This is a genomic window from Bosea sp. 29B (assembly GCF_902506165.1).
Taxonomy (GTDB): Bacteria; Pseudomonadota; Alphaproteobacteria; order Rhizobiales; family Beijerinckiaceae; genus Allobosea.
Window position 1 is genome coordinate 2,168,703 of record NZ_LR733817.1, and the last position, 22,952, is coordinate 2,191,654.

A 22,952-nucleotide genomic window follows, 5' to 3' on the forward strand; every position below is an offset into this window, starting at 1 on the left:
CCGGCAGCTCCGACCTGCGTTGACAAGGCGCTGGCGGAGCGGGATACCCCGCCGCGCATGCTGAATCTCAACAAACAGAGCGCCAAGAAGCTCGCCGTGGTCGCCCATGACCTGGCGATGACGGCGCTCGCGATCGTCTTCGTCTTCGCCGTGCGCTTCGATGGCTGGCTGTTCGAGGAGCGGATGCGGCAATTGCCGAAGATCCTGCCCTTCTTCGTCGCCTATGCCGGGGCAGTGTACTGGTTCTTCCAGCTCTATCGCTCGAAATGGCGGTTCGCCTCGCTGCCGGATCTCTCGAACATCGTCCGGGCGGTCACGGTCCTGACCCTGACCTTGCTGGTCGTCGACTACGTGCTCGTCGCGCCGAATCTCTACGGCTATTATTTTTTCGGCAAGATCACGATTGTCCTCTATTGGCTGGTGCAGGTTGCGCTGCTGGGTGGCCCGCGCCTGGCCTATCGCTATTTCAAATATTCCCGCTCCAAGCACCAGGCCGCGCGCGGGGCCAGCCTGCCGGCCCTGCTGCTCGGCCGCGCCGTCGACATCGAAATCGTGATCCGGGCGATGGAATCGGGCGCGATGGGCAAGATGCGGCCGGCCGGCGTCCTCTCGCCGAGGCCCGATGATCTCGGGCAGTCCATCCGTGGCGTGCCGGTGCTCGGCTTGCTCTCGCAGATTGACACGATCGCGACCGACGCCAGCGAGCGCGGCGAGCCGTTCCGCCGTATCGTCGCGACGCCGAGCGCGCTCGCGCCCGAGGCCGAGCCGGACAAATGGCTCGCCCACACCCGCAAACTCGCCATCCCGATCTCGCGGCTCGATACGCTCGGCGAGGGCATGCGCGGCAATGAGCTGGCTCCTCTGGAGATCGAGGACCTCCTGGTGCGCCCCTCGGTCAAGATCGATCGGGCGCGGCTCGAAGGCTTCCTCAAGGGCAAGCGCGTCATCGTCACCGGCGGCGGCGGCTCGATCGGCTCGGAGATCTGCCTGCGCTGCGCTGCCTTCGGCGCGGTGGAACTGCTCGTCGTCGAGAATTCCGAGCCGGCGCTGTTCCACGTCACCGAGGCGCTGGCCGCCCAGGATCTCCCGATGCGGGTCACCGGTGCGCTCGCCGATGTCCGCGACGAGGCCCGTCTCGGCCCGTTGTTCAAGGCCTTCGCGCCCGACATCGTCATCCATGCCGCCGCGCTGAAGCATGTGCCCTACCTTGAGGCCGATTGGGGCGAGGGCATCAAGACCAACATCTTCGGCTCGGTTGTCGCGATCGAGGCGGCGATTGCCGCCGGCGCCGGCATCTTCGTGATGATCTCGACCGACAAGGCGATCGAGCCGGTCTCGATGCTGGGCGCGACCAAGCGCTTCGCCGAGATGTACGCCCAGGCGCGCGATGCCGAGTTCGCCAATGGCAATCGCGGCACGCGCCTCGTCGCGGTCCGCTTCGGCAACGTGCTCGGCTCGGTCGGCTCGGTGGTGCCGAAGTTCAAGGCGCAGATCGAGCGCGGCGGGCCGGTCACCGTCACCAGCCCGGAGATGATCCGCTACTTCATGACCATCCGCGAGGCCTGCGACCTCGTGCTGACCTCGGCCTCTCATGCGCCCGAGCACGAGGCGCAGGACGAGCGCGCCGCCGTCTATGTGCTGAAGATGGGTCAGCCGCTCAAGATAATGGATCTTGCCGAGCGCATGATCCGCCTCGCCGGCTATGAGCCGGGCGTCGACATCGAGATCGCCGTGACCGGCGTCCGGCCGGGCGAGCGCCTGAACGAGATCCTCTTCGCCAAGGACGAGCCGATGGCCGAGACCGGGCTCGACGGTGTCATGGCGGCCAAGCCGATCTTCGCCGGCCGCGAACGCATGCAGGGCTGGCTCGACGAGCTCGAGCGGGCGCTGGCAGCGCAGGACAGGCTCGGCGCCGAGGCGGTGCTCGAAGCGGCGATCCCCGATTTCAGCCGGCGTCGGCCCGGCTTGCCGCCAGTTGCGCCAGCGCAGCCTTCGTCTCCGCAGGCGGCCGCCAGCCAGCCTTGATCAGCGCAGCCGGCGAGGCGACGAGCCCGTTCGCCAATCGCTCATAGGCGCCCGCGCGCCCGGCGAGCCGAGCTGCCAGCGCCAGCAGCGCCGACGGGACGGGGATCAGCCCTGGCCCGCGTCCGAGGCCGGCGCGCATCGCGGCGAGCATCTGCGCGACCGAGAGGGGCTCCGGATCGGCGACGATGTAGCTGCGCCTGGCCGGGCAGGCCCCCGTCAGCGCGAAGGCAACCGCATCGGTGAGGTTCTCGATCGCCAGCAGCGAGCGCTTCGCTGAGAGCGCACCAAGCGGCAGCAGCACAGGCAGCTTCGCCAGCTTGAGGAGCGCCGCCATGTTGGCCTTCACCCCCGGCCCGTAGACAAGCACCGGCCGCAGCGCGACCCAGTCGAGATCGAGCCCGGCGAGCCCCTGTTCGGCCGCCAGCTTGGAGCGGCCATAGGCGTCGGTCGGGGCAGGCGTATCGGCCTCGGTCAGTGGCTTGCTACCAATCGGCCCGGCCTGCGCCCGGATCGAGGACAGGAAGACGAAGCGCCGCACGCCTGCCGCCTGCGCTGCCCGCGCCAGCGCCAGCGTCGCCTGCGTGTTGACCTGTTGGTAGCGGTCCTCCGGGATGTCGCCGTCGGCATGGGCCAATCCGGCGCTGTGGACGACGTGGTCGACGCCGTCGAGCAGCGGCTGCCAGTCGATCGGCGCGCCGAGATCGCCGATCGCGACATGCTCGACATCGGGGCTGGCAGGCTTTGCGGCCCGCCCGGCCGTCCGCACGCGATAGCCGCGCGCGGCGAGGTCGCGCAGCAGATGCTGGCCGACGAAGCCGCTCGCGCCGGTGAGCAGGATGCGCTCGCTCATGGCCGCGCCCGCTTGCGCGAGAAGCGGCGCAGCAGGCCGATCGTCAGCGCCAGCGCCATCGACAGGCAGCCGAGCTGTGCCCAGAGTGCCGGCACGGCGATGCTGATCGCTGCGAGTGCGATCAGGGCAAGATTGAGCAGGCCGATCTGCGCGACGATCTCGATGACCCTGAAGCCGTTATCGGTCGCCTGCTGGTAGAAATGCGAACGGTGCGCCTGCCAGACCTTTTCGCCTCGCACCAGGCGGCGCAGCAGCGTGATCGTCGAATCCATCACGTGATAGAGCGGCAGGATCAGCGCTGCGGTCAGCGCGCCGGTGCCGGCGAGGCGGTAGAGCAGATAGGCTCCGAGCAGGCCGAGCGGCAAAGCCCCGACATCGCCGAGGAAGATGCGCGCCACCGGCTTGTTGAGCGGGGAAAAGCCGAGGAGGCCGCCGAGCAGCGCCGCGGCAAGAAGGCCGGTGGCGGGGTCGACGATGCCATGGCCGGCAGCGAGCACGATCGCGGCGGCGAGCGGCACCAGCCCCGCGAGGGTGATCCAGTCGATCCCGTCCATGAAATTGACGAGGTTGACGAACCAGGCACCGGCGATCAGGGCAAGGACGCGCTCGGCCCAGAGCGGCAATGTCTCCGGCAGCAGCCGCACGTCGGGCGCGGCGTAGAAGACGACGATGCCGACGCAGAGGAATTGCAGTGGCAGGCGCAGCGCCGGCGAGAGTGGCCTGATGTCGTCCCAGGCGCCGACCACGGCCAGCAAAGCGGAGGCGGCCATGACCAGGACGAGGCCTTGCCGGGCGCCCACATCCATCGGAATGAAGGCGAGCGCGAGTCCCAACGCCAGGAAAGCACCGGCGAGCACGGCGATGCCGCCGCCCTGCGGCGTCGGCGTGCGGTGGCTGGAACGGGCATTCGGCCGCGCCAGCGCATAGCGCATCATCAGAGGCCGCAGGGCCAGGCACAGCACGAAGGCCAGGCCGGCGGCGAATGCGATCAGCAGGAGGGGCGCGAAACGTTCCAAGGCGGGCGGACCATAGCCATCCGGCTGCTTGCCGCAAGCAGCTCTTGCATCGGCGAGCACAAAAGAAGAACATAACAGATATGGCGCTCTCCGATTCCGCCCTCAATCCGCCGCCTGCGCGGCCGGAGATCACCCGTGCCGTCTGCCGCGGCGCCTCGCGCCATCTGCGCGAGCGCGGCTATGCCATCGTCAAGGAGATGACCTTCGCCAATGGCCGGCGCGGCGACATCGTCGCGCTCTCGCCATCCGGCGAATTGCTGGTGGTCGAGGTCAAGTCGGGGATCGAGGATTACCGCGTCGATGGCAAATGGCCGGATTACCGCGATTATTGCGACGGTTTCCTCTTCGCGGTCGCTCCGGAATTTCCGCTAGAGGTCCTGCCCGAGGATGTCGGCCTGATCGTCGCCGACGCCTTTGGCGGCGAGTTGCTGCGCGAGCCGCCGCGCCATCAGCTGGCACCGGCGCGCCGGAAAATGCTGGCCATCGCCTTCGCCAGGCTGGCGGCCGGGCGGCTGGCGCTTCTGGAGGATCCGGGAACCTAGCTCGCCGCGCGCGCCGGCAGGACGAGCGCCTTCGGGCCGATGTTCAGGCTGATCTGCAGGCTGTCGGCGATGCGATGGGCGCGGTCGATGAACAGGAACCTGGCTGGGCCGGTGCAGAGCTCGGTGACCGTCGATTCGAACAGCGCGAGCCAGCGCTCGAAATGCTGCATCTCGAGCGGAAGCGGCATGTGGACCTGCTGTGGCTTGCCGCGATAGCGCCCGCTCATCAGCGTCACCGACGACCAGAAATCACGCAGCTTGGCGAGATGGGCGTCCCAATCGTCGCCGAGCTTTTCGAGGAAGATCGGGCCGATCAGCGGGTCCAGCCGCACCCGGCCGTAGAAGGTGTCGACCAGCTCGGCGATCAGCTCTTCGCTGATGCGCTCCGGCAGCGCCGTCCCGCTCATCGCGGGGCGCGCTTGGCGAGGATGCGCTGCAGGGTTCGCCGGTGCATGCCGAGCCGGCGCGCCGTCTCCGAGACATTGCGGCTGCACAGTTCATAGACGCGCTGGATGTGCTCCCAACGCACGCGGTCGGCCGACATCGGGTTTTCCGGCGGCACCGGACGCGCATTGGGGCCTGCGGCCAGCGCCGAATGGATCTCGTCGGCATCAGCGGGCTTGGCGAGAAAGTCATAAGCGCCGAGCTTCACCGCGCTGACCGCGGTCGCGATATTGCCGTAGCCGGTCAGGACGACGCCGCGTGCATCCGGGCGCTTCTCCTTGAGACGGGCGATCACGTCGAGCCCGTTGCCGTCGCCGAGGCGCAGGTCGATCACCGCATAGGCCGGTGCCGCCTCCTCGACCGCGGCGAGCCCGGCCTGGACGGACTCTGCGATCCTCACCGAATAGCCGCGGCCTTCCATGGCGCGGGCGAGGCGGTTCAGGAACGGCTTGTCGTCGTCGACGAGCAGAAGAGACATGTCCCTGCCGGCCGTATCGGTGAGCTCGCCTGTCATCGGCGCCGTGTCCATCGCCATCATCTCCTGCCGGGCGGGTAACTGTCCGGCTTAATATCCATTCTACCGATTGCGCGACGCGCTGAAACGCCGCAACGCCTCATTCTGTCGCATATGGGGCCAAAAGCTCCGGGTTTGAAGGTCCGGTGGGTCGATCGTCGCGTTCGAACACGGCCCGCAACCAGGTGATCCGGATGCTGGCGCCGGTCGCCGGCAATGGCAAATTGGAGAATTCCAGCGTCGCGCCGCTGCGTTCCAGCAGCGTCTTGGCGATGAACAGGCCGAGGCCGAGGCCGCCGCCGGCGCGCGATTCCTTGTCATGCGAGCGCGAAAGATAGGGATCGCCTGCGCGCAGCAGCACTTCCGGCGTGAAGCCCGGCCCGTCATCGGCGATGGTCAGGATGACGGCTACGTCGGTCCACTGCGCCGTGATCGTCACCTTGGAGCGGGCGAAGTCGACGGCGTTGTCGACGATGTTGCCGAGCCCGTAGTTCATGCCGGGATTGCGCCGGCAGACCGGCTCTGGCTTCTCGCCGATCAGCGCGATCTCGAACGGCACGCCGAAGGGCCGCTGCGGCCCGGCGGCTTCCTCGATCAACAGGCTGAGCGAGAGCTGGTCGAGCGGGCCGGCATCGTCGTCCTGCAGCGAGGCGAGCTTGCCGAGGATGCCGCGGCAACGCTCGACCTGCTCGCGCAGCAAGGTGATGTCCTCCGCCATCTCGCCTTCGGCCGGGGCGAGTCGCGAGAGCTCGCGGGCGACCAGCGCAATCGTGGCGAGCGGCGTGCCGAGCTCATGCGCGGCGGCGGCGGCGAGGCCGTCGAGCTGCGAGAGGTGCTGCTCGCGTGCCAGCACGAGCTCGGTCGCGGCCAGCGCCTCCGACAGGTCGCGCGCCTCCTTGGCGACGCGCCAAGCATAGATGCCGGTGAAGCCGAGCCCGAGCAAAAGCGCGATCCAGTTGCCGAGCTGGTATTGCGGCGGCAGCACCGGGCGCTCGCTCCCGGCCCAGGGCAGCGGCCAGTGCAAGATGGTGAGCAGTGTCGCGAGCACAGCGGCGAGCAGTCCGAGGGCCAGCGTGTGTCGCGGCGGCAGCGCCGTCGCCGAGATCATCACTGGCGCCAGGAACAGGATCGCGAACGGGTTCTGCAGGCCGCCGGTGAGATAGAGCAGGGCCGCGAGCTGCAGGATGTCGAAGCCGAGCAGCGCCGTCGCCGCGCCCTCCCGCAGCCGGTGGCTGAGCGGGAAGCGGATGCGCAGGGCGATGTTGAGCCAGGCCGAGACGGCGATGGCGAGGAAGCACCAGCCGAAGGGCAGCGAGAAGCCGAGCCCGAAATGCACACCGGCGACGGCGACGCTCTGGCCGGCGATCGCCAGCCAGCGAAGGCGCACCAGCGTGTCGAGCCGCAAATGGCGCGGTGTGCCGCCAGGGGCGGATGGAACGAGGTCGGCGATCGTCACGGCGCGCAATTTTCGCAATGCCGCAAGCGGCCAGGAAGGAGGAAGCTGTGGCTAATCGGCATCACAAGGAAATCTTAGCCCTTTGGACGATTGAATCAGAATAAATTCTACTTAGGCTGCATTCCCTTGCTGCACTGCATCGTGGGATGCGGCGCTGCGAAAGAGCGAAAGGGCCGCCATGTCGTTCGCCTACCACGCCTATGAGGCGGTTCATATGATGGTCAGCCCGGCGCGGGCCATGTCCGACGCCATGCAGCTCGCCTTCAAGAACCCGGCGAACCCGCTGACCTATACCCCGTTCGGCCGCACGATCGCCGCCTCCTGCGAATTGTTCGAGCGCACCACGCGCCGCTACGGCAAGCCGGCCTTCGGGCTCGACACCACCACGATGGGCGGCGTCAAGGTTGAGGTCGAGGAGCGCGTCGTCTGGCAGCGTCCCTTCTGCAACCTGATCTATTTCGACCGCAAGATCGAAGGTCGCCGCAAGCCGCAGCCCAAGGTGCTGCTGGTCGCGCCGATGTCGGGCCATTACGCCACGCTGCTGCGCGGCACCGTCGAGGCCTTCCTGCCCGATCACGAGGTCTACATCACCGACTGGGTCGATGCTCGCCTGGTGCCGCTCGCGGCCGGCCGCTTCGATCTCGACGACTATGTCGATTACGTCATCGCCATGCTGCACAAGCTCGGCCCCGACACCCATGTCATGGCCGTCTGCCAGCCTTCCGTGCCGGTGCTCGCCGCGATCGCCCGCATGGAGGCCGAGGGCGATCCCTCGTCGCCGCGCTCGATGACGCTGATGGGCGGGCCGATCGACACGCGCTGCTCGCCGACCGCGGTCAACCAGCTCGCCATGGAGCGCGGCACCGACTGGTTCCGTCGCAATTGCATCACCCGCGTGCCGTTCCCGCATCTCGGCGCTTTCCGCGAGGTCTATCCCGGCTTCATGCAGCTCTCCGGTTTCATGGCGATGAATTTCGACCGCCATCTCACCGCGCATTACGACATGTACAAGCATCTCATCGCCGGTGACGGCGATTCGGCCGAGAAGCATCGCGACTTCTATGACGAGTACATGGCGGTGATGGACCTGACCGCCGAGTTCTACCTGCAGACCGTCGACACCGTCTTCGTCAAACACGCTCTGCCCAAGGGCGAGATGATGCATCGCGGCAAGCCGGTCGACCTCAAGGCGATCCGCAGCGTCGCACTGATGACGGTCGAAGGCGAGAACGACGACATCTCCGGCGTCGGCCAGACCAGGGCGACGCATGATCTGTGCGTCAACATCCCCGACGACATGCGGGTCGAGTACCTGCAGAAGGGCGTCGGCCATTACGGCGTCTTCAACGGCTCGCGCTTCCGCTCCGAGATCGCCCCGCGCATTGCCGACTTCATGCTGACCCTCGACATGAAGGCGGCCAAGGAGCGCCGCAACGAGACCGCGGAGACGGCGCGCAAGGCGCTGAAGGTCGCGGGCTGAGTTAAGCCCGCCCTCTTCCGCTCCCGCTGCGAATCCCGCACAATTGCCGGGATGCGGTTCTCCCTGTTCAGGCGCCAGCCCGATCCCGACCGGATCGAGGTCGCCCATGCCGGCACGCTCTACCCGGTCGCCGTCAAGCGACGCGCGACGGCGCGCCGGCTGACGCTGCGCGTCTCGCAGGCGACCGGCGAGATCACCCTGACCCTGCCCGAGCGCGTCGACTTCACCACCGGCCGCGTCTTCGCCGAGAAGCATGGCGGCTGGATCGCGGCGCGCATGGCTAAGCGCCCGCAGGGTGTCGCCTTCGAGCCAGGCGCCGTCGTGCCGTTGCGCGGCGTGCCGCACCGGATCGTGCACTGGACCAAGGTGCGCGGATTGACCCGCGCGGCGCTCTCGGCCGAGGGCGAGCCGATCATCGCGGTCTGCGGCGAGGCGGCCCATGTCGCGCGCCGGGTCAGCGATTTCCTGCGCCGCGAGGCCTTGGCCGATCTTGAAAAGGCGGTGCGCACCCATACCGCGGTCCTCGGCATCCCCGCCCGCAAGATCACATTGCGCGATACCACCAGCCGCTGGGGCTCATGCTCCTCGAAGGGCCATCTCAGCTTCTCCTGGCGCCTGATCCTCGCCCCGGCGCTGGTGCTCGACTATCTCGCCGCCCATGAGGTCGCGCATCTCAAGGAGATGAACCATTCGCATCGCTTCTGGGCGCTGACGCACAAGCTCTGCCCGCGCACCGAGGAAGCGGAAGCCTGGCTCAAGCGCCATGGCGCGAGCCTGCACGGCTATGGCTGAGGTCTTGCGGTCGGCACGCCCTCGCGGATCAGCCGTGAGAAATCGGGGCTGTCGAGCGATATCGTCCTCGCCCGCTCGCTGATCCGGCCGCGCCGGACGAGCTCGTCGAGCGGCAGGTCCTGCCTGACCGCGCCGATGTCCTTGAGATAGCCCGGCAGATAGCCGGACAGGATGACACGCGGATCGAGCGGCGGCGTGAAGCTCCACCCGGGTGCCACCGAGCGCACGAGTCGGTAGACGACCGTCGTGCAGTTGGTGGCGATCGTGTTGTACCAGCGCGGTTGGCCAGCCAGCCGGTTCACATCCGCGACATAGGCCAGCAGGATCTCTCGCGCCTGCTCGGGCGAGGTGCGCAGGCGGAACATCCGGACATCCTCGCCGCGCGCATGGGTTCGCAGGCCGACGACGTCGCGCTCGTCGGTCGCGACATAGGCCATCTCGTAGACCCGGAAGAAGCCGGCGAGCGACGACCATTCCTCGCCCTTTTCACGCCGCACCTCGATCGAGAAGGTGAGCGGCGGCGAGTCGCGGAAGGTGAAGCTGACGAGCAGATGGGCGATCGCCTCGCCCGACCAGTAGGACAGGAAGAGGTCGGCGCCCTCGATCTTCGTCAGGTCGTAGCTGCGCGTTTCCCAGCGCTGATCATAGTCGGCCTCGGTGCGCCAGCGGAAATTGCGCAGATTGGCGACGGTCAGCCGGTCGCCCTCGCGTGCGATCTCGGGAAGCCGGGCGAGTTCGGGAATCCAGTCGCGGTCATGCGAGGGCTTGAGGCTGCTCCACCAGCCGAGCAGGCTGACGAACAGCACGGCGAAGGCGAGCGGCAGGCGCGGCGCGCCGCTCCAGATGCCGATCGCGCCGGCGAGCGCGGCGAGGCCGAAGCCGACCGCGGCGGCGATGCCGATCGCACCAGGCAGACGGAAAATCAGGAGCCCGACGCCCCAGACGGCCATGCCGAGGACCACGAGCGTCAGCAGAAGCTGCAGGAGAACGAAAAAGAGGCGGCTCATCGCCGCCTCTCATAGCACGTTGAAATGCGCTCCGCTCAAGCGGCGAGGGAGCTCGTCGGCGCGGCGGCCTTCACGGCGTCGTCGACATGGGCCTCGAACTTCTCGAAATTCTTGGCGAACATGCCGACCAGTTTCTTCGCGGTCTCGGCGAAGGCGGCCTTATCCTGCCAGGTCTTGACGGGATAGAGGATGTGCGGCTCGACGCCGGGCACCGAAGTGGGAACGGCGAAACCGAAATAAGGATCCCGGCGGAAGTCGGCGCGGTTGAGCGAGCCGTCGAGCGCCGCCGTCAGCAGGCGGCGCGTCACGCGGATCGGCATGCGCCGGCCGGTGCCGTAGCCGCCGCCGGTCCAGCCGGTGTTCACCAGCCAGCAGTCGACATGGTGCTTGGCGATGAAATCGCGCAGCAGATTGGCATATTCCGACGGATGGCGCGGCAGGAAGGGCGAGCCAAAGCAGGTCGAGAACTCCGGCTGGACGCCGACGAGCCCGCGCTCGGTGCCGGCGACCTTGGCGGTGTAGCCGGAGAGGAAGTGGTACATCGCCTCGGCCGGGGTCAGCTTGGCGATCGGCGGCATCACGCCGAAGGCGTCGGCGGTCAGCATCACGATGTTCTTCGGCGTGCCGGCGCGGCCCGAGCGCGAGGCGTTCGGGATGAAGTCGAGCGGATAGGCCGAACGGGTGTTCTCGGTCTTCGTCTCGTTGTCGAAATCGACCTCGCGCGAGATCTCGTCCATGACGATGTTCTCGAGCACGGTGCCGAAGCGCTGCGAGGCCGCGAAGATCTGCGGTTCGGCCTCGGCCGAGAGGCGGATCGTCTTGGCGTAGCAGCCGCCCTCGAAATTGAAGATGCCGTCCTTCGACCAGCCATGCTCGTCATCGCCGATCAGGGTGCGGTCGGGATCGGCCGAGAGGGTGGTCTTGCCGGTGCCGGAGAGGCCGAAGAAGATCGCCGGATCGTCCTTGGAGCCGACATTGGCCGAGCAGTGCATGGGAACCACGCCCTTGGCCGGCAGCGTGTAGTTCAGATAGGTGAAGACCGATTTCTTCATCTCGCCGGCATAGGCGGAGCCGCCGATCAGCACGATCTTGCGAGAGAAGTCGATCGCGATGACCGTCTCGCTGCGGCAGCCATGGCGCTTCGGATCAGCCTTGAAGGTCGGCAGGTCGACGATCGTCAGCTCAGGTACGTAACCTCCGATCTCGCCGGCCTCGGGCCGGATCAAGAGGTTGCGGATGAACAGCGAGTGCCAGGCGAGCTCGGTGAAGACCCGCGCCTTGACGCGGTGGGCCGGATCGGCGCCGCCATAGAGGTCCTGCGCGAACAGCTCCTTGCCTTCGGCGTGCTTGATGAAGTCGCCGAGCAGGGTCTCGAACTGCTCCGAGGAGATCGCGCCGTTGTTTTCCCACCACACGCTCTTCTCGGTCAGCGCGTCCTTGACGACGAACTTGTCCTTGGGCGAGCGGCCGGTATGGCTGCCGGTGTCGGCGCAAAGCGCACCGCCGCGGGCGAGCTGGGATTCGCCGCGCCGCAGCGATTCCTCATAGAGGCGCGCTGCCTCGAAGTTCCAGTAGACCGCCTTGAGCCCGCGGAAGCCGAATGAGTCGGCGCCGCTGTTCGGGTTGACGTGACCGATGGTCTCCACTGGCAATTCCTCCTGCCGAGTAGCCGTCGCCAGGCGAAGCCGGCGTCGTGATTGGAGTGGGGCTGAGCCCCACTATGGGCCCGATGGACCGGTGACGTGGAGGGCTCTTTAGGCGGATGACGACGCCGGCTCAAGTCACGAGGCCGGCTCATGGATGACCATAGCAGACCTAAATCGTTTAAAAAATTCAGCTGTGGTGAATCGTCGCGCTCAGGCCGTCGCGCGGGCCTTGCCGGCGAGGGCGACGAGGGTCGTGCGCAGCGCGTCGGGCGTGGTCACCGGCTCGTCGAAGGGCAGGCGCAGCGCCTTGTCGCCGAGCATCAGGTCGGCGCCATCGGGGTCGACGCCGCAGAGGCGCCATGCGCCCTCCTCGCCGCCGAGCAGCCTGGTGGCGTAGAGCCCGATCGCGTCGGCATGGTCCTCGTTCATATGGTCGACCGCGCCCTCCTCCGCCTCGACTAGCGCCCCGGCTTGGGAGCAGTCGCTGAGCACGTCGCCTGCCTCGAGCTCATAGGCCCGGCCGAAGCCGCCATTCAGGCTGGCGCGCTGGAGCCTGAGCGCGAAGAAGGAGAAATCGGGAAAATCGACGTAAAGCGAGGCTTTCGGCTGGCGCGCCAGGAAGCGGCGGCGCACGCGCCGGCCGAAATCGCTGTCACGCTCGATCTTCTCGGCGCTCGTCAGCAGCGTGATCCGGGCATGAGCGAGCGGGTCGCCCTTGCCGCCGGGCGCGATCAGCAATGAGCAGCGTGGATCGGCGATCAGATTGCCGGTATGGCCGGAGAGCGAGGACACCAGGATCAGCGGCGTGCCGTCGATGTCGGTCGCGAGGCTGGTCAGGCTGGCGAAGGGGTGCCCTTCCGGTGTCAGCGTCGCCAGGGAGGCCGAGCGCGCGCTGCGCAGCAGGCCGCGCGCCAATCCGCGCGCGCTGGCATCTGTCGGCCTGATCGGATCGGTCGCCATGGCACTTTTCGCAGTCTTAAGTGTTTTCGAGGGGAGACGTAGCGAAACCGCCTTGGCTTGGCTAGATTGCAGCCATGCTTTGGCCGTTCTCGCGCGAGAGTGGACCCTTTGATTGTAACGCCAGCACACAAAGAGCCGGAAAAGCTTATGCCAACCATTGCGCTGGTCGACGACGACCGCAACATCCTGACCTCGGTTTCGATCGCTTTGGAGGCCGAGGGCTATCGCATCCAGACCTATACGGACGGCGCCTCCGCCCTCGACGGGCTGAAGCAGAATCCGCCCGACCTCGCCATCTTCGACATCAAGATGCCGCGCATGGACGGGATGGAGCTGCTGCGCCGCCTGCGTCAGAAGTCGGACCTGCCGGTGATCTTCCTGACCTCGAAGGACGAGGAGATCGACGAGCTCTTCGGCTTGAAGATGGGCGCCGACGATTTCATCCGCAAACCGTTCTCGCAGCGCCTCCTGGTCGAGCGTGTCAAGGCGATCCTGCGCCGGGCCGGCGCCAAGGATGCGAGCGCGGTTGTTCGCACCGAGGATGCCAAGGCGCTGGAGCGTGGCTTGCTGCGGATGGATCCGGAGCGCCACACCTGCACCTGGAAGGGCGAGCCGGTGACGCTGACCGTCACCGAGTTCCTGATCCTGCAGTCGCTGGCGCAGCGCCCGGGCGTGGTCAAGAGCCGCAACGCCCTGATGGATGCGGCCTATGACGACGAGGTCTATGTCGACGACCGCACCATCGACAGCCACATCAAGCGCCTGCGCAAGAAGTTCAACCAGGTCGATGTCGATTTCGACATGATCGAGACGCTCTACGGCGTCGGCTACCGCTTCAAGGAGACCTGAGAAGCACCCCAGCGTGGCCATGACGACGCTTGCGCGCGCGCCGGGACAGGGTAAGAGCCGCTCATGGCTACGATCGAACAGGAAGGGGCCCGTACTGGCGGGCCGCGGCCGGGGCTGACGCTGCGTCGTCGCGCCGCCCTGTTCGGTCGCCGCATGCTGCGCGCCGTCTCGGGGCGGGCCGCGTCCAGCCTGACCCGGCGCATCGTCGTCCTCAATCTGGCCGGACTCGTCGCGCTGCTCGTCGGCTTCCTCTACCTCAACCAGTTCCGCGAGGGCCTGATCGAGGCGCGGGTGCAGAGCCTCCTGACCCAGGGCGAGATCATTGCCGGCGCCATCGCCGCCTCCGCCACGGTCGAGACCGACACGATCGCGATCGATCCCGACAAGCTCCTGCAGATGCAGGCCGGCGAGAGCGGCGCCATCGCCGAGGACCCGCTCGATTTCTCGATCAATCCGGAAAAGGTCGCTCCGCTGCTGCGCCGGCTGGTGACGCCGACCAAGACGCGCGCCCGCATCTACGACAAGGACGGGATGCTGACGCTGGACTCGCGCAATCTCTATTCGCGCGGCGACATCCTGCGGCTCGACCTGCCGCGCATCGGCGAGAGCGACGAGCCGCCCTTGCTCGAACGGACCTGGAACCTGCTGCGCAACCGACTCGGCCGCGCCGACGTGCCGGCCTATGACGATTTCGCCAATGCCAACGGCAGGTCCTACACCGAGGTCGCACGGGCGCTGGCCGGCTCGCCGGCGAGCGTGGTGCGCGTCAACACCCGCGGCGAGACCATCGTTTCGGTGGCGGTGCCGGTGCAGCGCTTCCGGGCCGTGCGCGGCGCGCTGCTGCTGTCGACCCAAGGCGGCGACATCGACGCCGTCATCGCCTCCGAGCGCTACGCCATCTTCCAGGTCTTCGCGGTTGCGGCCGGCGTGATGATCATCCTCTCGGTGCTGCTCGCCGGCACCATCGCCGAGCCGATCCGCAAGCTCGCCGACGCCGCTCAGCGGGTCCGCCGCGGCGTCAAGTCGCGCGAGGAGATCCCGGACTTCTCCAGCCGCCATGACGAGATCGGCCATCTCTCCGGTTCGTTCCGCGAGATGACCCAGGCGCTCTACAATCGCATGGAGGCGATCGAGCGCTTCGCCGCCGACGTCGCCCATGAACTGAAGAACCCGCTGACCTCGCTGCGCAGCGCCGTCGAGACCTTGCCGCTGGCGAAGAACGAGGATTCCCGCAGCCGCCTGCTCGCGGTGATTCGCCATGACGTGAAGCGGCTTGATCGGCTGATCACCGATATCTCCGATGCTTCGCGCCTCGATGCCGAGCTCGCCCGCGACGATGCGGCTCCACTCGACGTCGCCCAATTGATCGAGGCGGTCGTCTCGGTCCAGAATCAGATTCGCCGCGAGGGCCAGCCGGTCGTCGAGCTTGCGGTTGATCGGCGCGGCCAGCGCCCCGGTGCCGATCCCTTCCGCGTGCTCGGCCATGATTCCCGCCTCGGCCAGGTTTTCGTCAACCTGATCGAGAATGCCCGCTCCTTCTCGCCGGCCGACAAGCCGGTCAGGGTCAAGCTCTCGCGCGTCGCCGGCGACGTGCTGATCACCATCGAGGATGACGGCCCCGGCATTCCGCCGCATGCGTTGGAGCGGATCTTCGAGCGCTTCTACACCGACCGGCCCGAAAGCGGCTTCGGCCAGAATTCCGGCCTCGGCCTGTCGATCTCGCGCCAGATCGTCGAAGCCCATCGCGGCACGGTCCGGGCCGAGAACCGCTACGCCTCCGAGCAGTCGGAAGGCGGGGACAAGCGGCTCGGCGCCCGCTTCATCGTGCGGCTGCCGGCAGCGGCGCAGCCGGCATGAGCGCTACGCCCCCGCTTCGCCTGCATGCCAGCGCCGTCGTCATCGGCGAAGCCGGCATCCTGATCCGCGGCCCCTCCGGGGCCGGCAAATCCAGCCTGGCGCTGGCGCTAATTGGGCTGGCGCAGTCGCAAGGCCGCTTCGCCAGGCTGATCGCCGACGATCGCACTGAAATTGCCGTCAAGGCCGGCCGCCTCCTCGCTGCGCCGGTGCCGCCGATCGAGGGGCTGGTCGAGCGCCGCGGCCTCGGCCTGACGCCGGAGCCGCATCTAGCCGTCGCGGTGCTCCGGCTGGTGATCGATTGCGGCACCGAGCCCGAGCGCATGCCGGAACCGGAGGCGCTGGTCGAGACCATCGCCGGCATCACCTTGCCGCGGCTGTCCGTGCTGCCGAGGGCCGGCGACGAACGTCTGATCCTGACGGCGCTTGCGCTCTTCGCCGGCTCTGATTGAATTGTCTTGGACGAGTTCGAGACAAGCGCCTTGCCTATCTTTCGCACCTGCCGCATAAACCGCGACCTTGTCCGGGCGCCGATGGGCGCTCTTCGGTGGGACTGAATGATCGGACTCGTGCTTGTTACGCATGGGCACCTGGCGACGGAATTCCGCGCCGCGCTCGAACATGTCGTTGGCCCGCAAGCCAACCTGGCAACCATCGCCATCGCGCCCGATGACGATATGGAAGGCCGTCGGCGCGACATCATCGCGGCGGTGGAGCAGGTCGAGACCGGCAAGGGCGTCATCGTCCTCACCGACATGTTCGGCGGCACGCCCTCCAATCTCGCCATCTCCGTGATGGAGCCGGGCCGGATCGATGTCGTTGCCGGCATCAACCTGCCGATGCTGATCAAGCTCGCCAGCGTGCGCGAGGAGAAGACCCTCGACGAGGCCGTCAGCAGCGCGCAGGATGCGGGCCGGAAATACATCACGGTGGCCAGCCGCGTGCTCGCGGGCAAATGAGGTTCGGCGTGCAAGGCATGCGCGAAGACGAGATCCGCGACGAAGATTGCGATTGCACCGAGGTCGAGATTCCGGCCGGCGCCGTTTATGGCGAGTTCCAGATCGTCAACAAGAAGGGCCTGCACGCCCGCGCCACCGCGAAATTCGTGCAATGCGCCGGTCAGTTCGACGCTGACATCACCGTCTCCCGCTGCGGCGAGACGGTCGGCGCCACTTCGATCATGGGTATCCTGACGCTGGGCGCCGGCATCGGCTCGACCATCACCGTGGTCGCCAAGGGCGCCGACGCCAAGGACGCACTGCAGGCGCTGGGCGCGCTCGTCGCCGACAGGTTCGGCGAGGGCGAGTAGGCGGCCCTGCCATGTGGGCGACGATCTCCGCGCTGCTCGCCTCCGTGGATCTCGTCGTGACGCTCGCAGCCCTGGTCGGCTTTGTCCTGATGTTTCTGACCGGCCACCTCTCGATCCGCAGGGGTCGGGAGAAGGGCTGGTGGCTGTGGTGAAGGCTACCGTTCCGCGATGGATATAAAGACATCTTTATATCTTTGATTGCCTTCTCGCAGGCACCCTGCTAGAGAGCCGCCGTCATTCAAAGAACGATCGATTGGAGCCTCCCCGTGTCGAAGCAGGATTACGTCGTCAAGGACATCAGCCTCGCGGATTACGGCCGCAAGGAAATCAACATGGCCCAGGACGAGATGCCGGGCCTGATGGCGATCCGCGCCGAGCACAAGGGCAAGGCCCCGCTCAAGGGCGCCCGCATCGCCGGCTGCCTGCACATGACCATCCAGACCGCCGTGCTGATCGAGACTCTCAAGGATCTCGGCGCGGACGTGCGCTGGTCCTCCTGCAACATCTTTTCGACCCAGGACCACGCTGCGGCCGCGATCGCCGCCACCGGCACCCCGGTCTTCGCCATCAAGGGCGAGACGCTGGAGGAGTACTGGGAGTACGTGCTGCGCACCGCGACCTGGGGCGACGGCGGCACCCCTAACATGATCCTCGACGATGGCGGCGACCTGACCATGCTGATCATCCTCGGCGCCGAGGCCGAGGCCGGCAACGCCGCCTTCCTCGACAAGCCGGGCAATGAGGAAGAGACGATCTTCTTCGCGCTGATCAAGCGCGAGCTGAAGGCCAATCCGGGCTGGTTCACCAAGACCCGCGCCGCGATCAAGGGCGTCTCCGAGGAGACGACCACCGGCGTGCACCGCCTCTATGAACTCGCCAAGGCGGGTCGCCTGCCCTTCCCGGCGATCAACGTCAACGACAGCGTCACCAAGTCGAAGTTCGACAACCTCTATGGCTGCCGCGAGTCGCTGGTCGACGCCATCCGCCGCGGCACCGACGTGATGATGTCGGGCAAGGTCGCGGTCGTCGCCGGCTATGGCGACGTCGGCAAGGGCTCGGCTGCCTCGCTGCGCCAGGCCGGCTGCCGCGTGCTCGTCACCGAGATCGACCCGATCTGCGCCCTGCAGGCGGCGATGGAAGGCTATGAGGTCGTCACGATGGAAGACGCCGCGCCGCGCGCCGACATCTTCTGCACCGCGACCGGCAACCTCGACGTCATCACCGTCGACCACATGCGCGCGATGAAGCACCGCGCCATCGTCTGCAACATCGGCCACTTCGACTCGGAGATTCAGGTCGCCGGCCTGAAGAACTTCAAGTGGGACAACGTCAAGCCGCAGGTCGATGAGATCGAGTTCCCCGACGGCAAGCGCATCATCCTGCTCTCGGAAGGCCGCCTGGTGAACCTCGGCAACGCGACCGGCCACCCGTCCTTCGTGATGTCCTGCTCGTTCTCGAACCAGACGCTTGCCCAGATCGAGCTCTGGAACCACCACAGCAAGTACGAGAACAAGGTCTACACCCTGCCCAAGCACCTCGACGAGAAGGTCGCGGCGCTGCACCTCGCCAAGGTCGGCGCCAAGCTGACCAAGCTCAACGATGCCCAGGCGAAGTATATCGGCGTCGCGCAGGCCGGCCCGTTCAAGCCTGAGCTCTATCGCTACTGACGTCTTCGCCCGGCCGCTGCCGGCCGGGCGGAGCGACATCGCGCCATCGGGAACCGGTTTCCCGGACCCAGCGCCCATTTTTCAGAAGCCCGGCCTTGCGCCGGGCTTTTTCGCATTCAGGGCCAATCATTGCCTTTCATACTACTAATAGATGCACGAGTGCGGCCAGTATCAACGTGTTGATGCCCTTCTGCCTGTCTCGAACCCGGCCGTCGCCATTTGGCCTTTACCGTCGATTAAGCACTTCCTGCCGGAGTCATGCGGTGATTACAGTGGCACTGATTCGGGCTGCCGGCAGGCTTCGCATGTGGCGCCCGGTTTCGTGCAGCGGTGGCTTTGCGGGTTGCGGGTGTGGATCCCTGAAGGGGGCCATGGCCGGTTGTCGCATTGGCGGCGACCCGCCGGCTACGGCCGGAAGATTGGCCTGGAACAGGACGGATGCGAGAATGAGACGGGCAAGGCAGGTCGGGCGGGAGATGAACGGAGTGGTCCGCCTCCTTCTGCCCGGGCTTGCCGGCGCTGCGCCGGTTCCGGCTCTCGCACAGGCCGAGGCGCTGCTGCCCCTGCGGGCGGACTGGTTGAGCACTGGCGGTCTTTCCCTGATTTTCGTCGGCCTCGTCGTCTTCGCCACCACCACCTCGATCCTCTATGTCCGCGAGCGCTCGCGCTGGACCCGCCGGGAAGGCGAGCTCGCCGCCGGGCTGGAAGCGGCGCGCGGCCATCAGGAGCGGCTCAGTGCCTTGCTCGCGACAGACCGGCAGGTCGTGCTGAGCTGGGACGGGCCGAAAGCGAGCCCTATGGTCGAGGGCGATAGCGGCTTCCTTGGCATCGGCGGCCCCGCCCCGGCGCTGGCATACGGAACCTGGGCGCCGCCGGCGGAGGCTAAGCGCCTCGAGCTGGCGACCGAGGCCCTCAAGGAGCGCGGCGAGGCCTTCTCCTTCACCTTCAAGGCCAAGGCGGGGCGTTTCGTCGATGCGGAAGGCCGGCCCGTCGCCGGTCGCGCCGTGATCCGCCTGCGCGAGGTCGGCGGCGAACGGGCGCGGGCGCTGGCGTTGGAGAATGAGCTCGGCAAGCTCGCCACCGACCATGCCGCGCTCACGACCTTGCTCGCCGGTGTGCCTCAGCCGGTCTGGATGCGCGCGACCGATGGCCGCTTGAGCTGGGTCAACGCAGCCTATGCCCGCGCCGTCGAGGCCGCCGACAGCCAGCAGGCGGTCACGGCGGGGCTCGACCTGTTCGATCGCAGCGAGCGCGAGGCGGCGGCCAAGGCCCGCAAGGATGGGCGTGTCTTCCAGCTGCGCGCGCCCGTCGTGATGGCCGGCCAGCGCCGCATCGTCGACGTCCTGGAGACGCCGACGCCCTCCGGCTATGCCGGCATCGCCACCGATATGAGCGAGCTCGAGGCGGTCCGCGCCGACCTGCAGCGCCAGATGGACGCGCATGTGCGCACGCTCGACCGGCTGAAGACCGGCGTCGCCGTCTTCGATGCCTCGCAGCGCCTGGTCTATCGCAACAGCGGCTATGAGGCTCTCTGGTCGCTCGATCCGGGTTTCCTCGATTCAAGCCCAGGCGACGGCGAGATCCTCGACCGCCTGCGTACCGAGCGGCGCCTGCCCGAGCTCGGCGACTACCGCACCTGGAAGGCCCAGGTCCATGCTGCCTACACCGCGACGCGCGCCAGCGAGGATTGGTGGTATCTGCCCGACGGTCGCACCGTCCACGTCGTCGCCAGCCCGAACCCGCAGGGCGGCGTGACCTACCTCTTCGACGACGAGACCGAGCGCTTCACTCTGGAATCGCGCTTCAACGCGCTCTCGCGCACCCAGCGCGAGACGCTGGACTCGCTGCGCGAAGGCGTCGCCGTGTTCGGGTCGGACGGGCGCCTCAAGCTCTCCAACCCCGCCTTCGCCCAGCTCTGGAAGCTCTCGCCGGAGCGCGCCGCTGCGGCGCCGCATATCGACGAGGTCGTGGCCTTGAGCCGGCCGCTCTTCCCGGACGATGCCGTCTGGACCGAGATCCGCAGCGCGGTCGCCGGCGTGCGCGATGCGCGCGAGGATTATCGCTGCCATATGGAGCGCCGTGACGGCACGGTGCTCGACTGCACCGCCGCGCCTTTGCCGGATGGCGCGACGTTGATCACCTTCGCCGACGTCACCGCCGGCGTGAACGTCGAGCGGGCGCTGACCGAGCGCAACGAGGCGCTGGAGCGCGTCTCGCGGCTGCGCGAGGAGTTCGTCCACCACGTCTCCTATGAATTGCGCTCTCCGTTGACCAACATCATCGGCTTCGCGCAATTGCTCGGCGAGGAGACGGTCGGCGCGCTCAACGACAAGCAGCGTGACTATACCGGCCACATCGTCCGCTCCTCCGGGGCGCTGCTCGCCATCATCAACGACATCCTCGACCTCGCCTCGATCGACAATGGTGCGCTCGCGCTCGATCTCGAGGAGGTCGACGTCGCCAAGAGCATCGCCCAGGCCGCGACCGGGCTGCAGGACCGCCTCACCGACAGCAAGCTCAGGCTGCAGGTCGACATCGCCCCGCAGACCGGCCCGTTGCGCGCCGATCCCAAGCGCCTGCGCCAGATCCTGTTCAACCTGCTGTCCAACGCGATTGGCTTCTCGCAGCCCGGCCAGACGATCCGCGTCAGCGCCGGCCGCTTCGGCGGCGAGATCCGCATCACCGTCGCCGACGAGGGCCGCGGCATCCCCGACGAGGTCAAGGAAAAGGTGTTCGACCGCTTCGAGAGCCATTCGCTGGGGTCGCGCCATCGCGGCGTCGGGCTCGGCCTGTCGATGGTCCGTTCGATCGTCGAACTGCATGGCGGGCGCGTCGAGCTCGATTCGGCCCTGGGCCAGGGCACGCGCGTCACCGCCGTCTTTCCGCCTGAAGGCATGCGCATCTCGGACGCCGCTGAATGAGTGACGAAGCCGCGCGGGCGGGTACCCATGTCGTCATCCTGCCGAACGAGGCCGCGACGGTGCGGCTGGCGCAGGACATCGCCGACATCCTGAAGACCGGCGACATCGTCGCGCTCTCCGGCCATCTTGGTGCCGGCAAGTCGCTGCTGGCGCGGGCGATGCTGCGCCGCCTCGCCGATGATGCGGCGCTGGAGGCGCCGAGCCCGACCTTCACCTTGGTGCAGAGCTATGACAGCCCGCGCGGGCTCCTGCTCCATGCCGATCTCTACCGCGTCCGCAGCCCCGACGAGCTCGACGATATCGGCCTGATCGAGGACCTCGACCTCGCGATCACCATCGTCGAATGGCCTGACCGTGCCGGCGCGCGTTTGCCGGCAGGCCGCAGGCTCGACATCGTGCTGGAGGTCGATCCGGAGAACCCCGAGCAGAGCCGGATCGCGACGCTCTCGGGCGGCGTGCTCTGGCGCCAGCGGCTGGCGCTCGCGATCGGCGCGCGCCGCCTGATCGACGAAGCCGGCTGGAGTGAGGCGAAGCGCGAGTTCATGCTCGGCGATGCCTCCAGCCGTGCCTATGAGCGCTTGATCAGGCCGTCCGGCGAGACCGCGATCCTGATGATCTCGCCGCCGCGCCCGGATGGGCCGGCGATCCGCCAGGGCAAGCCCTACAGCGCCATCGCCCATCTCGCCGAGACCGTCGACGCCTTCGTCGCCATGGACAAGGCCCTGCGCTCGCTCGGTCTCTCGGCGCCGGAGGTCCTGGCGCAGGACCTCGTCACCGGCCTCTTGATCATCGAGGACCTCGGCAATGAGCCGGTGGTCGGCGCCGACGGGCCGATCCCCGATCGCTACGAGGCCGCGGCCCGCCTGCTCGCCGAGCTGCACCGGCATGCGCTGCCGACGATCCTGCCGGTCGCGGAGGCGCGCGACCATGTCCTGCCGGACTATGATCGCGAGGCGCTCGCCATCGAGACCGAGCTGGTGCTCGACTGGTATGCCCCGCATATCGCAGGCGTCACCCTGCCGGCAGTGACGCGGTCGGAGTTCAGCCGCATCTGGGAGAAGCTTTTCGACGAGCTCTTCGAGACGCCGGCGACCTGGACCTTGCGCGACTATCACTCGCCGAACCTGCTCTGGCTGGCCGATCGCGTCGGCCATGCCCGGCTCGGCCTGATCGACTTCCAGGACTCGGTGCTCGGCCACCCCGCCTATGACCTCGTCTCGCTCGGCCAGGACGCCCGCGTCGATGTGCCGGCGGCGCTGGAACTGCGCCTGCTCGCGGCCTATGCCGGCGCGCGGCGCGGCACCGATCCGAGCTTCGACGTCCCGCGGTTCGCCCGCGCCTATGCGATCCTCGGCGCCCAGCGCAACACCAAGATCGCCGGCATCTTCGCCCGGCTCGACCGGCGAGACGGCAAGCCGGGCTATCTCAAGCACCTGCCGCGGATCGAGGCTTACCTGCGCCGCAACCTCGAACAGCCAGCGCTCGCCGAGCTCAAGGCCTGGTACGAGACCTATCTGCCCAAGCTCTATGCCGGGCAGGAGAAGGTGGAGGCGAAGGCGGAGGCCGATTCCGCGGAACAGGACCGGCCCGAGCCCGAGCAGAGCGAGGCCTGAGCCGGGC

The 22,952-nt window shown here is 67.6% G+C and carries 21 protein-coding genes; 13 read left to right on the forward strand and 8 right to left on the reverse strand.

What is annotated here, in order from left to right:
- The first annotated feature begins 57 nt into the window (after nucleotides 1-57).
- Nucleotides 58-2,025: an SDR family NAD(P)-dependent oxidoreductase gene (locus GV161_RS10620; RefSeq protein WP_152013173.1), complete on the forward strand. Its 1,968-nt coding sequence runs from the start codon at nucleotides 58-60 to the stop codon at nucleotides 2,023-2,025.
- Here GV161_RS10620 and GV161_RS10625 read toward each other — a convergent pair.
- Both GV161_RS10625 and GV161_RS10630 read right to left on the reverse strand, forming a co-directional pair.
- A complete protein-coding gene (locus GV161_RS10625) occupies nucleotides 1,946-2,875 on the reverse strand; it encodes an NAD-dependent epimerase/dehydratase family protein (RefSeq protein WP_152013172.1) in 930 nt (309 codons plus the stop codon). The genes GV161_RS10620 and GV161_RS10625 overlap by 80 nt on opposite strands.
- Nucleotides 2,872-3,891, reverse strand: a complete 1,020-nt coding sequence (locus GV161_RS10630) for a glycosyl transferase (RefSeq protein ID WP_244623942.1) — start codon at nucleotides 3,889-3,891, stop codon at nucleotides 2,872-2,874. The genes GV161_RS10625 and GV161_RS10630 overlap by 4 nt, the downstream gene beginning before the upstream one ends.
- Nucleotides 3,892-3,971: 80 nt before the next feature.
- Here GV161_RS10630 and GV161_RS10635 point away from each other — a divergent pair, with 80 nt between their 5' ends.
- Nucleotides 3,972-4,433 carry an MmcB family DNA repair protein gene (locus GV161_RS10635; protein WP_152013171.1) on the forward strand — a complete coding sequence of 154 codons (462 nt, stop codon included), beginning with the start codon at nucleotides 3,972-3,974 and terminating at the stop codon, nucleotides 4,431-4,433.
- On the opposite strand, the gene GV161_RS10640 is transcribed toward GV161_RS10635, so the two are convergent.
- The 3 genes from GV161_RS10640 to GV161_RS10650 form a co-directional block, all read right to left on the reverse strand.
- Complete coding sequence (locus GV161_RS10640; protein WP_152013170.1) at nucleotides 4,430-4,840, reverse strand: group III truncated hemoglobin; 411 nt, start codon at nucleotides 4,838-4,840, stop codon at nucleotides 4,430-4,432. The two genes, GV161_RS10635 and GV161_RS10640, sit on opposite strands and share 4 nt — an antisense overlap.
- Complete coding sequence (locus GV161_RS10645; RefSeq protein ID WP_152013169.1) at nucleotides 4,837-5,406, reverse strand: ActR/PrrA/RegA family redox response regulator transcription factor; 570 nt, start codon at nucleotides 5,404-5,406, stop codon at nucleotides 4,837-4,839. The genes GV161_RS10640 and GV161_RS10645 overlap by 4 nt, the downstream gene beginning before the upstream one ends.
- 85 nt (nucleotides 5,407-5,491) lie before the next feature.
- Nucleotides 5,492-6,841, reverse strand: coding sequence for an ActS/PrrB/RegB family redox-sensitive histidine kinase (locus tag GV161_RS10650; RefSeq protein ID WP_152013579.1), 1,350 nt, complete (start codon nucleotides 6,839-6,841; stop codon nucleotides 5,492-5,494).
- A 184-nt stretch (nucleotides 6,842-7,025) separates the two neighbouring features.
- On the opposite strand from GV161_RS10650, the gene phaZ reads away from it, so the two are divergent.
- On the forward strand, nucleotides 7,026-8,327 hold the full coding sequence (phaZ, locus tag GV161_RS10655) for a polyhydroxyalkanoate depolymerase (protein ID WP_152013168.1): 1,302 nt from the start codon (nucleotides 7,026-7,028) through the stop codon (nucleotides 8,325-8,327).
- Nucleotides 8,328-8,378: 51 nt separating this feature from the next.
- Nucleotides 8,379-9,119 carry a SprT family zinc-dependent metalloprotease gene (locus tag GV161_RS10660; protein ID WP_152013167.1) on the forward strand — a complete coding sequence of 247 codons (741 nt, stop codon included), beginning with the start codon at nucleotides 8,379-8,381 and terminating at the stop codon, nucleotides 9,117-9,119.
- On the opposite strand, the gene GV161_RS10665 is transcribed toward GV161_RS10660, so the two are convergent.
- The 3 genes from GV161_RS10665 to GV161_RS10675 all read right to left on the reverse strand — a co-directional run bounded on the left by GV161_RS10665 (nucleotide 9,110) and on the right by GV161_RS10675 (nucleotide 12,732).
- Nucleotides 9,110-10,126, reverse strand: a complete 1,017-nt coding sequence (locus GV161_RS10665; protein WP_152013166.1) for a DUF4105 domain-containing protein — start codon at nucleotides 10,124-10,126, stop codon at nucleotides 9,110-9,112. The genes GV161_RS10660 and GV161_RS10665 overlap by 10 nt on opposite strands.
- A gap of 35 nt (nucleotides 10,127-10,161) precedes the next feature.
- A complete protein-coding gene (locus GV161_RS10670; protein WP_152013165.1) occupies nucleotides 10,162-11,772 on the reverse strand; it encodes a phosphoenolpyruvate carboxykinase in 1,611 nt (536 codons plus the stop codon).
- Nucleotides 11,773-11,982: 210 nt separating this feature from the next.
- Nucleotides 11,983-12,732: a DUF2470 domain-containing protein gene (locus GV161_RS10675; protein WP_152013164.1), complete on the reverse strand. Its 750-nt coding sequence runs from the start codon at nucleotides 12,730-12,732 to the stop codon at nucleotides 11,983-11,985.
- A gap of 147 nt (nucleotides 12,733-12,879) precedes the next feature.
- On the opposite strand from GV161_RS10675, the gene GV161_RS10680 reads away from it, so the two are divergent.
- The 9 genes from GV161_RS10680 (at nucleotide 12,880) to tsaE (ending at nucleotide 22,945) form a co-directional block, all read left to right on the forward strand.
- Nucleotides 12,880-13,581, forward strand: coding sequence for a response regulator transcription factor (locus GV161_RS10680; protein WP_152013163.1), 702 nt, complete (start codon nucleotides 12,880-12,882; stop codon nucleotides 13,579-13,581).
- A 153-nt stretch (nucleotides 13,582-13,734) separates the two neighbouring features.
- Nucleotides 13,735-15,438, forward strand: a complete 1,704-nt coding sequence (locus GV161_RS10685) for a sensor histidine kinase (protein ID WP_244623969.1) — start codon at nucleotides 13,735-13,737, stop codon at nucleotides 15,436-15,438.
- A complete protein-coding gene (locus GV161_RS10690; protein ID WP_152013161.1) occupies nucleotides 15,435-15,887 on the forward strand; it encodes an HPr kinase/phosphatase C-terminal domain-containing protein in 453 nt (150 codons plus the stop codon). The genes GV161_RS10685 and GV161_RS10690 overlap by 4 nt, the downstream gene beginning before the upstream one ends.
- A gap of 105 nt (nucleotides 15,888-15,992) precedes the next feature.
- Nucleotides 15,993-16,394: a PTS sugar transporter subunit IIA gene (locus tag GV161_RS10695; RefSeq protein ID WP_057189350.1), complete on the forward strand. Its 402-nt coding sequence runs from the start codon at nucleotides 15,993-15,995 to the stop codon at nucleotides 16,392-16,394.
- Between the two features lie 17 nt (nucleotides 16,395-16,411).
- Nucleotides 16,412-16,744 (forward strand): HPr family phosphocarrier protein, encoded by a 333-nt coding sequence (locus GV161_RS10700; RefSeq protein WP_152013160.1) that lies wholly within the window; start codon nucleotides 16,412-16,414, stop codon nucleotides 16,742-16,744.
- A gap of 11 nt (nucleotides 16,745-16,755) precedes the next feature.
- Entirely contained in the window at nucleotides 16,756-16,896 is a 141-nt protein-coding gene (locus GV161_RS10705; RefSeq protein ID WP_159650212.1) for a hypothetical protein, read from the forward strand.
- A 96-nt stretch (nucleotides 16,897-16,992) separates the two neighbouring features.
- Nucleotides 16,993-18,411: an adenosylhomocysteinase gene (gene ahcY / locus GV161_RS10710; protein ID WP_152013159.1), complete on the forward strand. Its 1,419-nt coding sequence runs from the start codon at nucleotides 16,993-16,995 to the stop codon at nucleotides 18,409-18,411.
- 485 nt (nucleotides 18,412-18,896) lie between these two features.
- The gene (locus GV161_RS10715) at nucleotides 18,897-21,332 is read left to right on the forward strand and encodes a PAS domain-containing sensor histidine kinase (protein ID WP_159650213.1); all 2,436 of its coding nucleotides are present in this window, start codon (nucleotides 18,897-18,899) and stop codon (nucleotides 21,330-21,332) included.
- Entirely contained in the window at nucleotides 21,329-22,945 is a 1,617-nt protein-coding gene (gene tsaE, locus GV161_RS10720; protein WP_152013157.1) for a tRNA (adenosine(37)-N6)-threonylcarbamoyltransferase complex ATPase subunit type 1 TsaE, read from the forward strand. Before GV161_RS10715 ends, tsaE begins: the two co-directional genes overlap by 4 nt.
- Nucleotides 22,946-22,952: the final 7 nt, after the last annotated feature.

What these genes read in the sequence shown, in the direction of transcription:
- phaZ (WP_152013168.1), top strand. Translation starts at nt 7,026, where the DNA reads ATGTCGTTCGCCTACCACGCCTATGAGGCGGTTCATATGATGGTCAGC.
- GV161_RS10620 (WP_152013173.1), top strand. Translation starts at nt 58, where the DNA reads ATGCTGAATCTCAACAAACAGAGCGCCAAGAAGCTCGCCGTGGTCGCC.
- GV161_RS10680 (WP_152013163.1), top strand. Translation starts at nt 12,880, where the DNA reads ATGCCAACCATTGCGCTGGTCGACGACGACCGCAACATCCTGACCTCG.
- GV161_RS10625 (WP_152013172.1), bottom strand. Translation starts at nt 2,875, where the DNA reads ATGAGCGAGCGCATCCTGCTCACCGGCGCGAGCGGCTTCGTCGGCCAG.
- tsaE (WP_152013157.1), top strand. Translation starts at nt 21,329, where the DNA reads ATGAGTGACGAAGCCGCGCGGGCGGGTACCCATGTCGTCATCCTGCCG.
- GV161_RS10645 (WP_152013169.1), bottom strand. Translation starts at nt 5,406, where the DNA reads ATGGACACGGCGCCGATGACAGGCGAGCTCACCGATACGGCCGGCAGG.
- GV161_RS10675 (WP_152013164.1), bottom strand. Translation starts at nt 12,732, where the DNA reads ATGGCGACCGATCCGATCAGGCCGACAGATGCCAGCGCGCGCGGATTG.
- GV161_RS10690 (WP_152013161.1), top strand. Translation starts at nt 15,435, where the DNA reads ATGAGCGCTACGCCCCCGCTTCGCCTGCATGCCAGCGCCGTCGTCATC.
- GV161_RS10705 (WP_159650212.1), top strand. Translation starts at nt 16,756, where the DNA reads ATGTGGGCGACGATCTCCGCGCTGCTCGCCTCCGTGGATCTCGTCGTG.
- GV161_RS10660 (WP_152013167.1), top strand. Translation starts at nt 8,379, where the DNA reads ATGCGGTTCTCCCTGTTCAGGCGCCAGCCCGATCCCGACCGGATCGAG.
- GV161_RS10685 (WP_244623969.1), top strand. Translation starts at nt 13,735, where the DNA reads ATGCTGCGCGCCGTCTCGGGGCGGGCCGCGTCCAGCCTGACCCGGCGC.
- GV161_RS10635 (WP_152013171.1), top strand. Translation starts at nt 3,972, where the DNA reads ATGGCGCTCTCCGATTCCGCCCTCAATCCGCCGCCTGCGCGGCCGGAG.
- GV161_RS10640 (WP_152013170.1), bottom strand. Translation starts at nt 4,840, where the DNA reads ATGAGCGGGACGGCGCTGCCGGAGCGCATCAGCGAAGAGCTGATCGCC.
- GV161_RS10695 (WP_057189350.1), top strand. Translation starts at nt 15,993, where the DNA reads ATGATCGGACTCGTGCTTGTTACGCATGGGCACCTGGCGACGGAATTC.
- GV161_RS10665 (WP_152013166.1), bottom strand. Translation starts at nt 10,126, where the DNA reads ATGAGCCGCCTCTTTTTCGTTCTCCTGCAGCTTCTGCTGACGCTCGTG.
- GV161_RS10700 (WP_152013160.1), top strand. Translation starts at nt 16,412, where the DNA reads ATGCGCGAAGACGAGATCCGCGACGAAGATTGCGATTGCACCGAGGTC.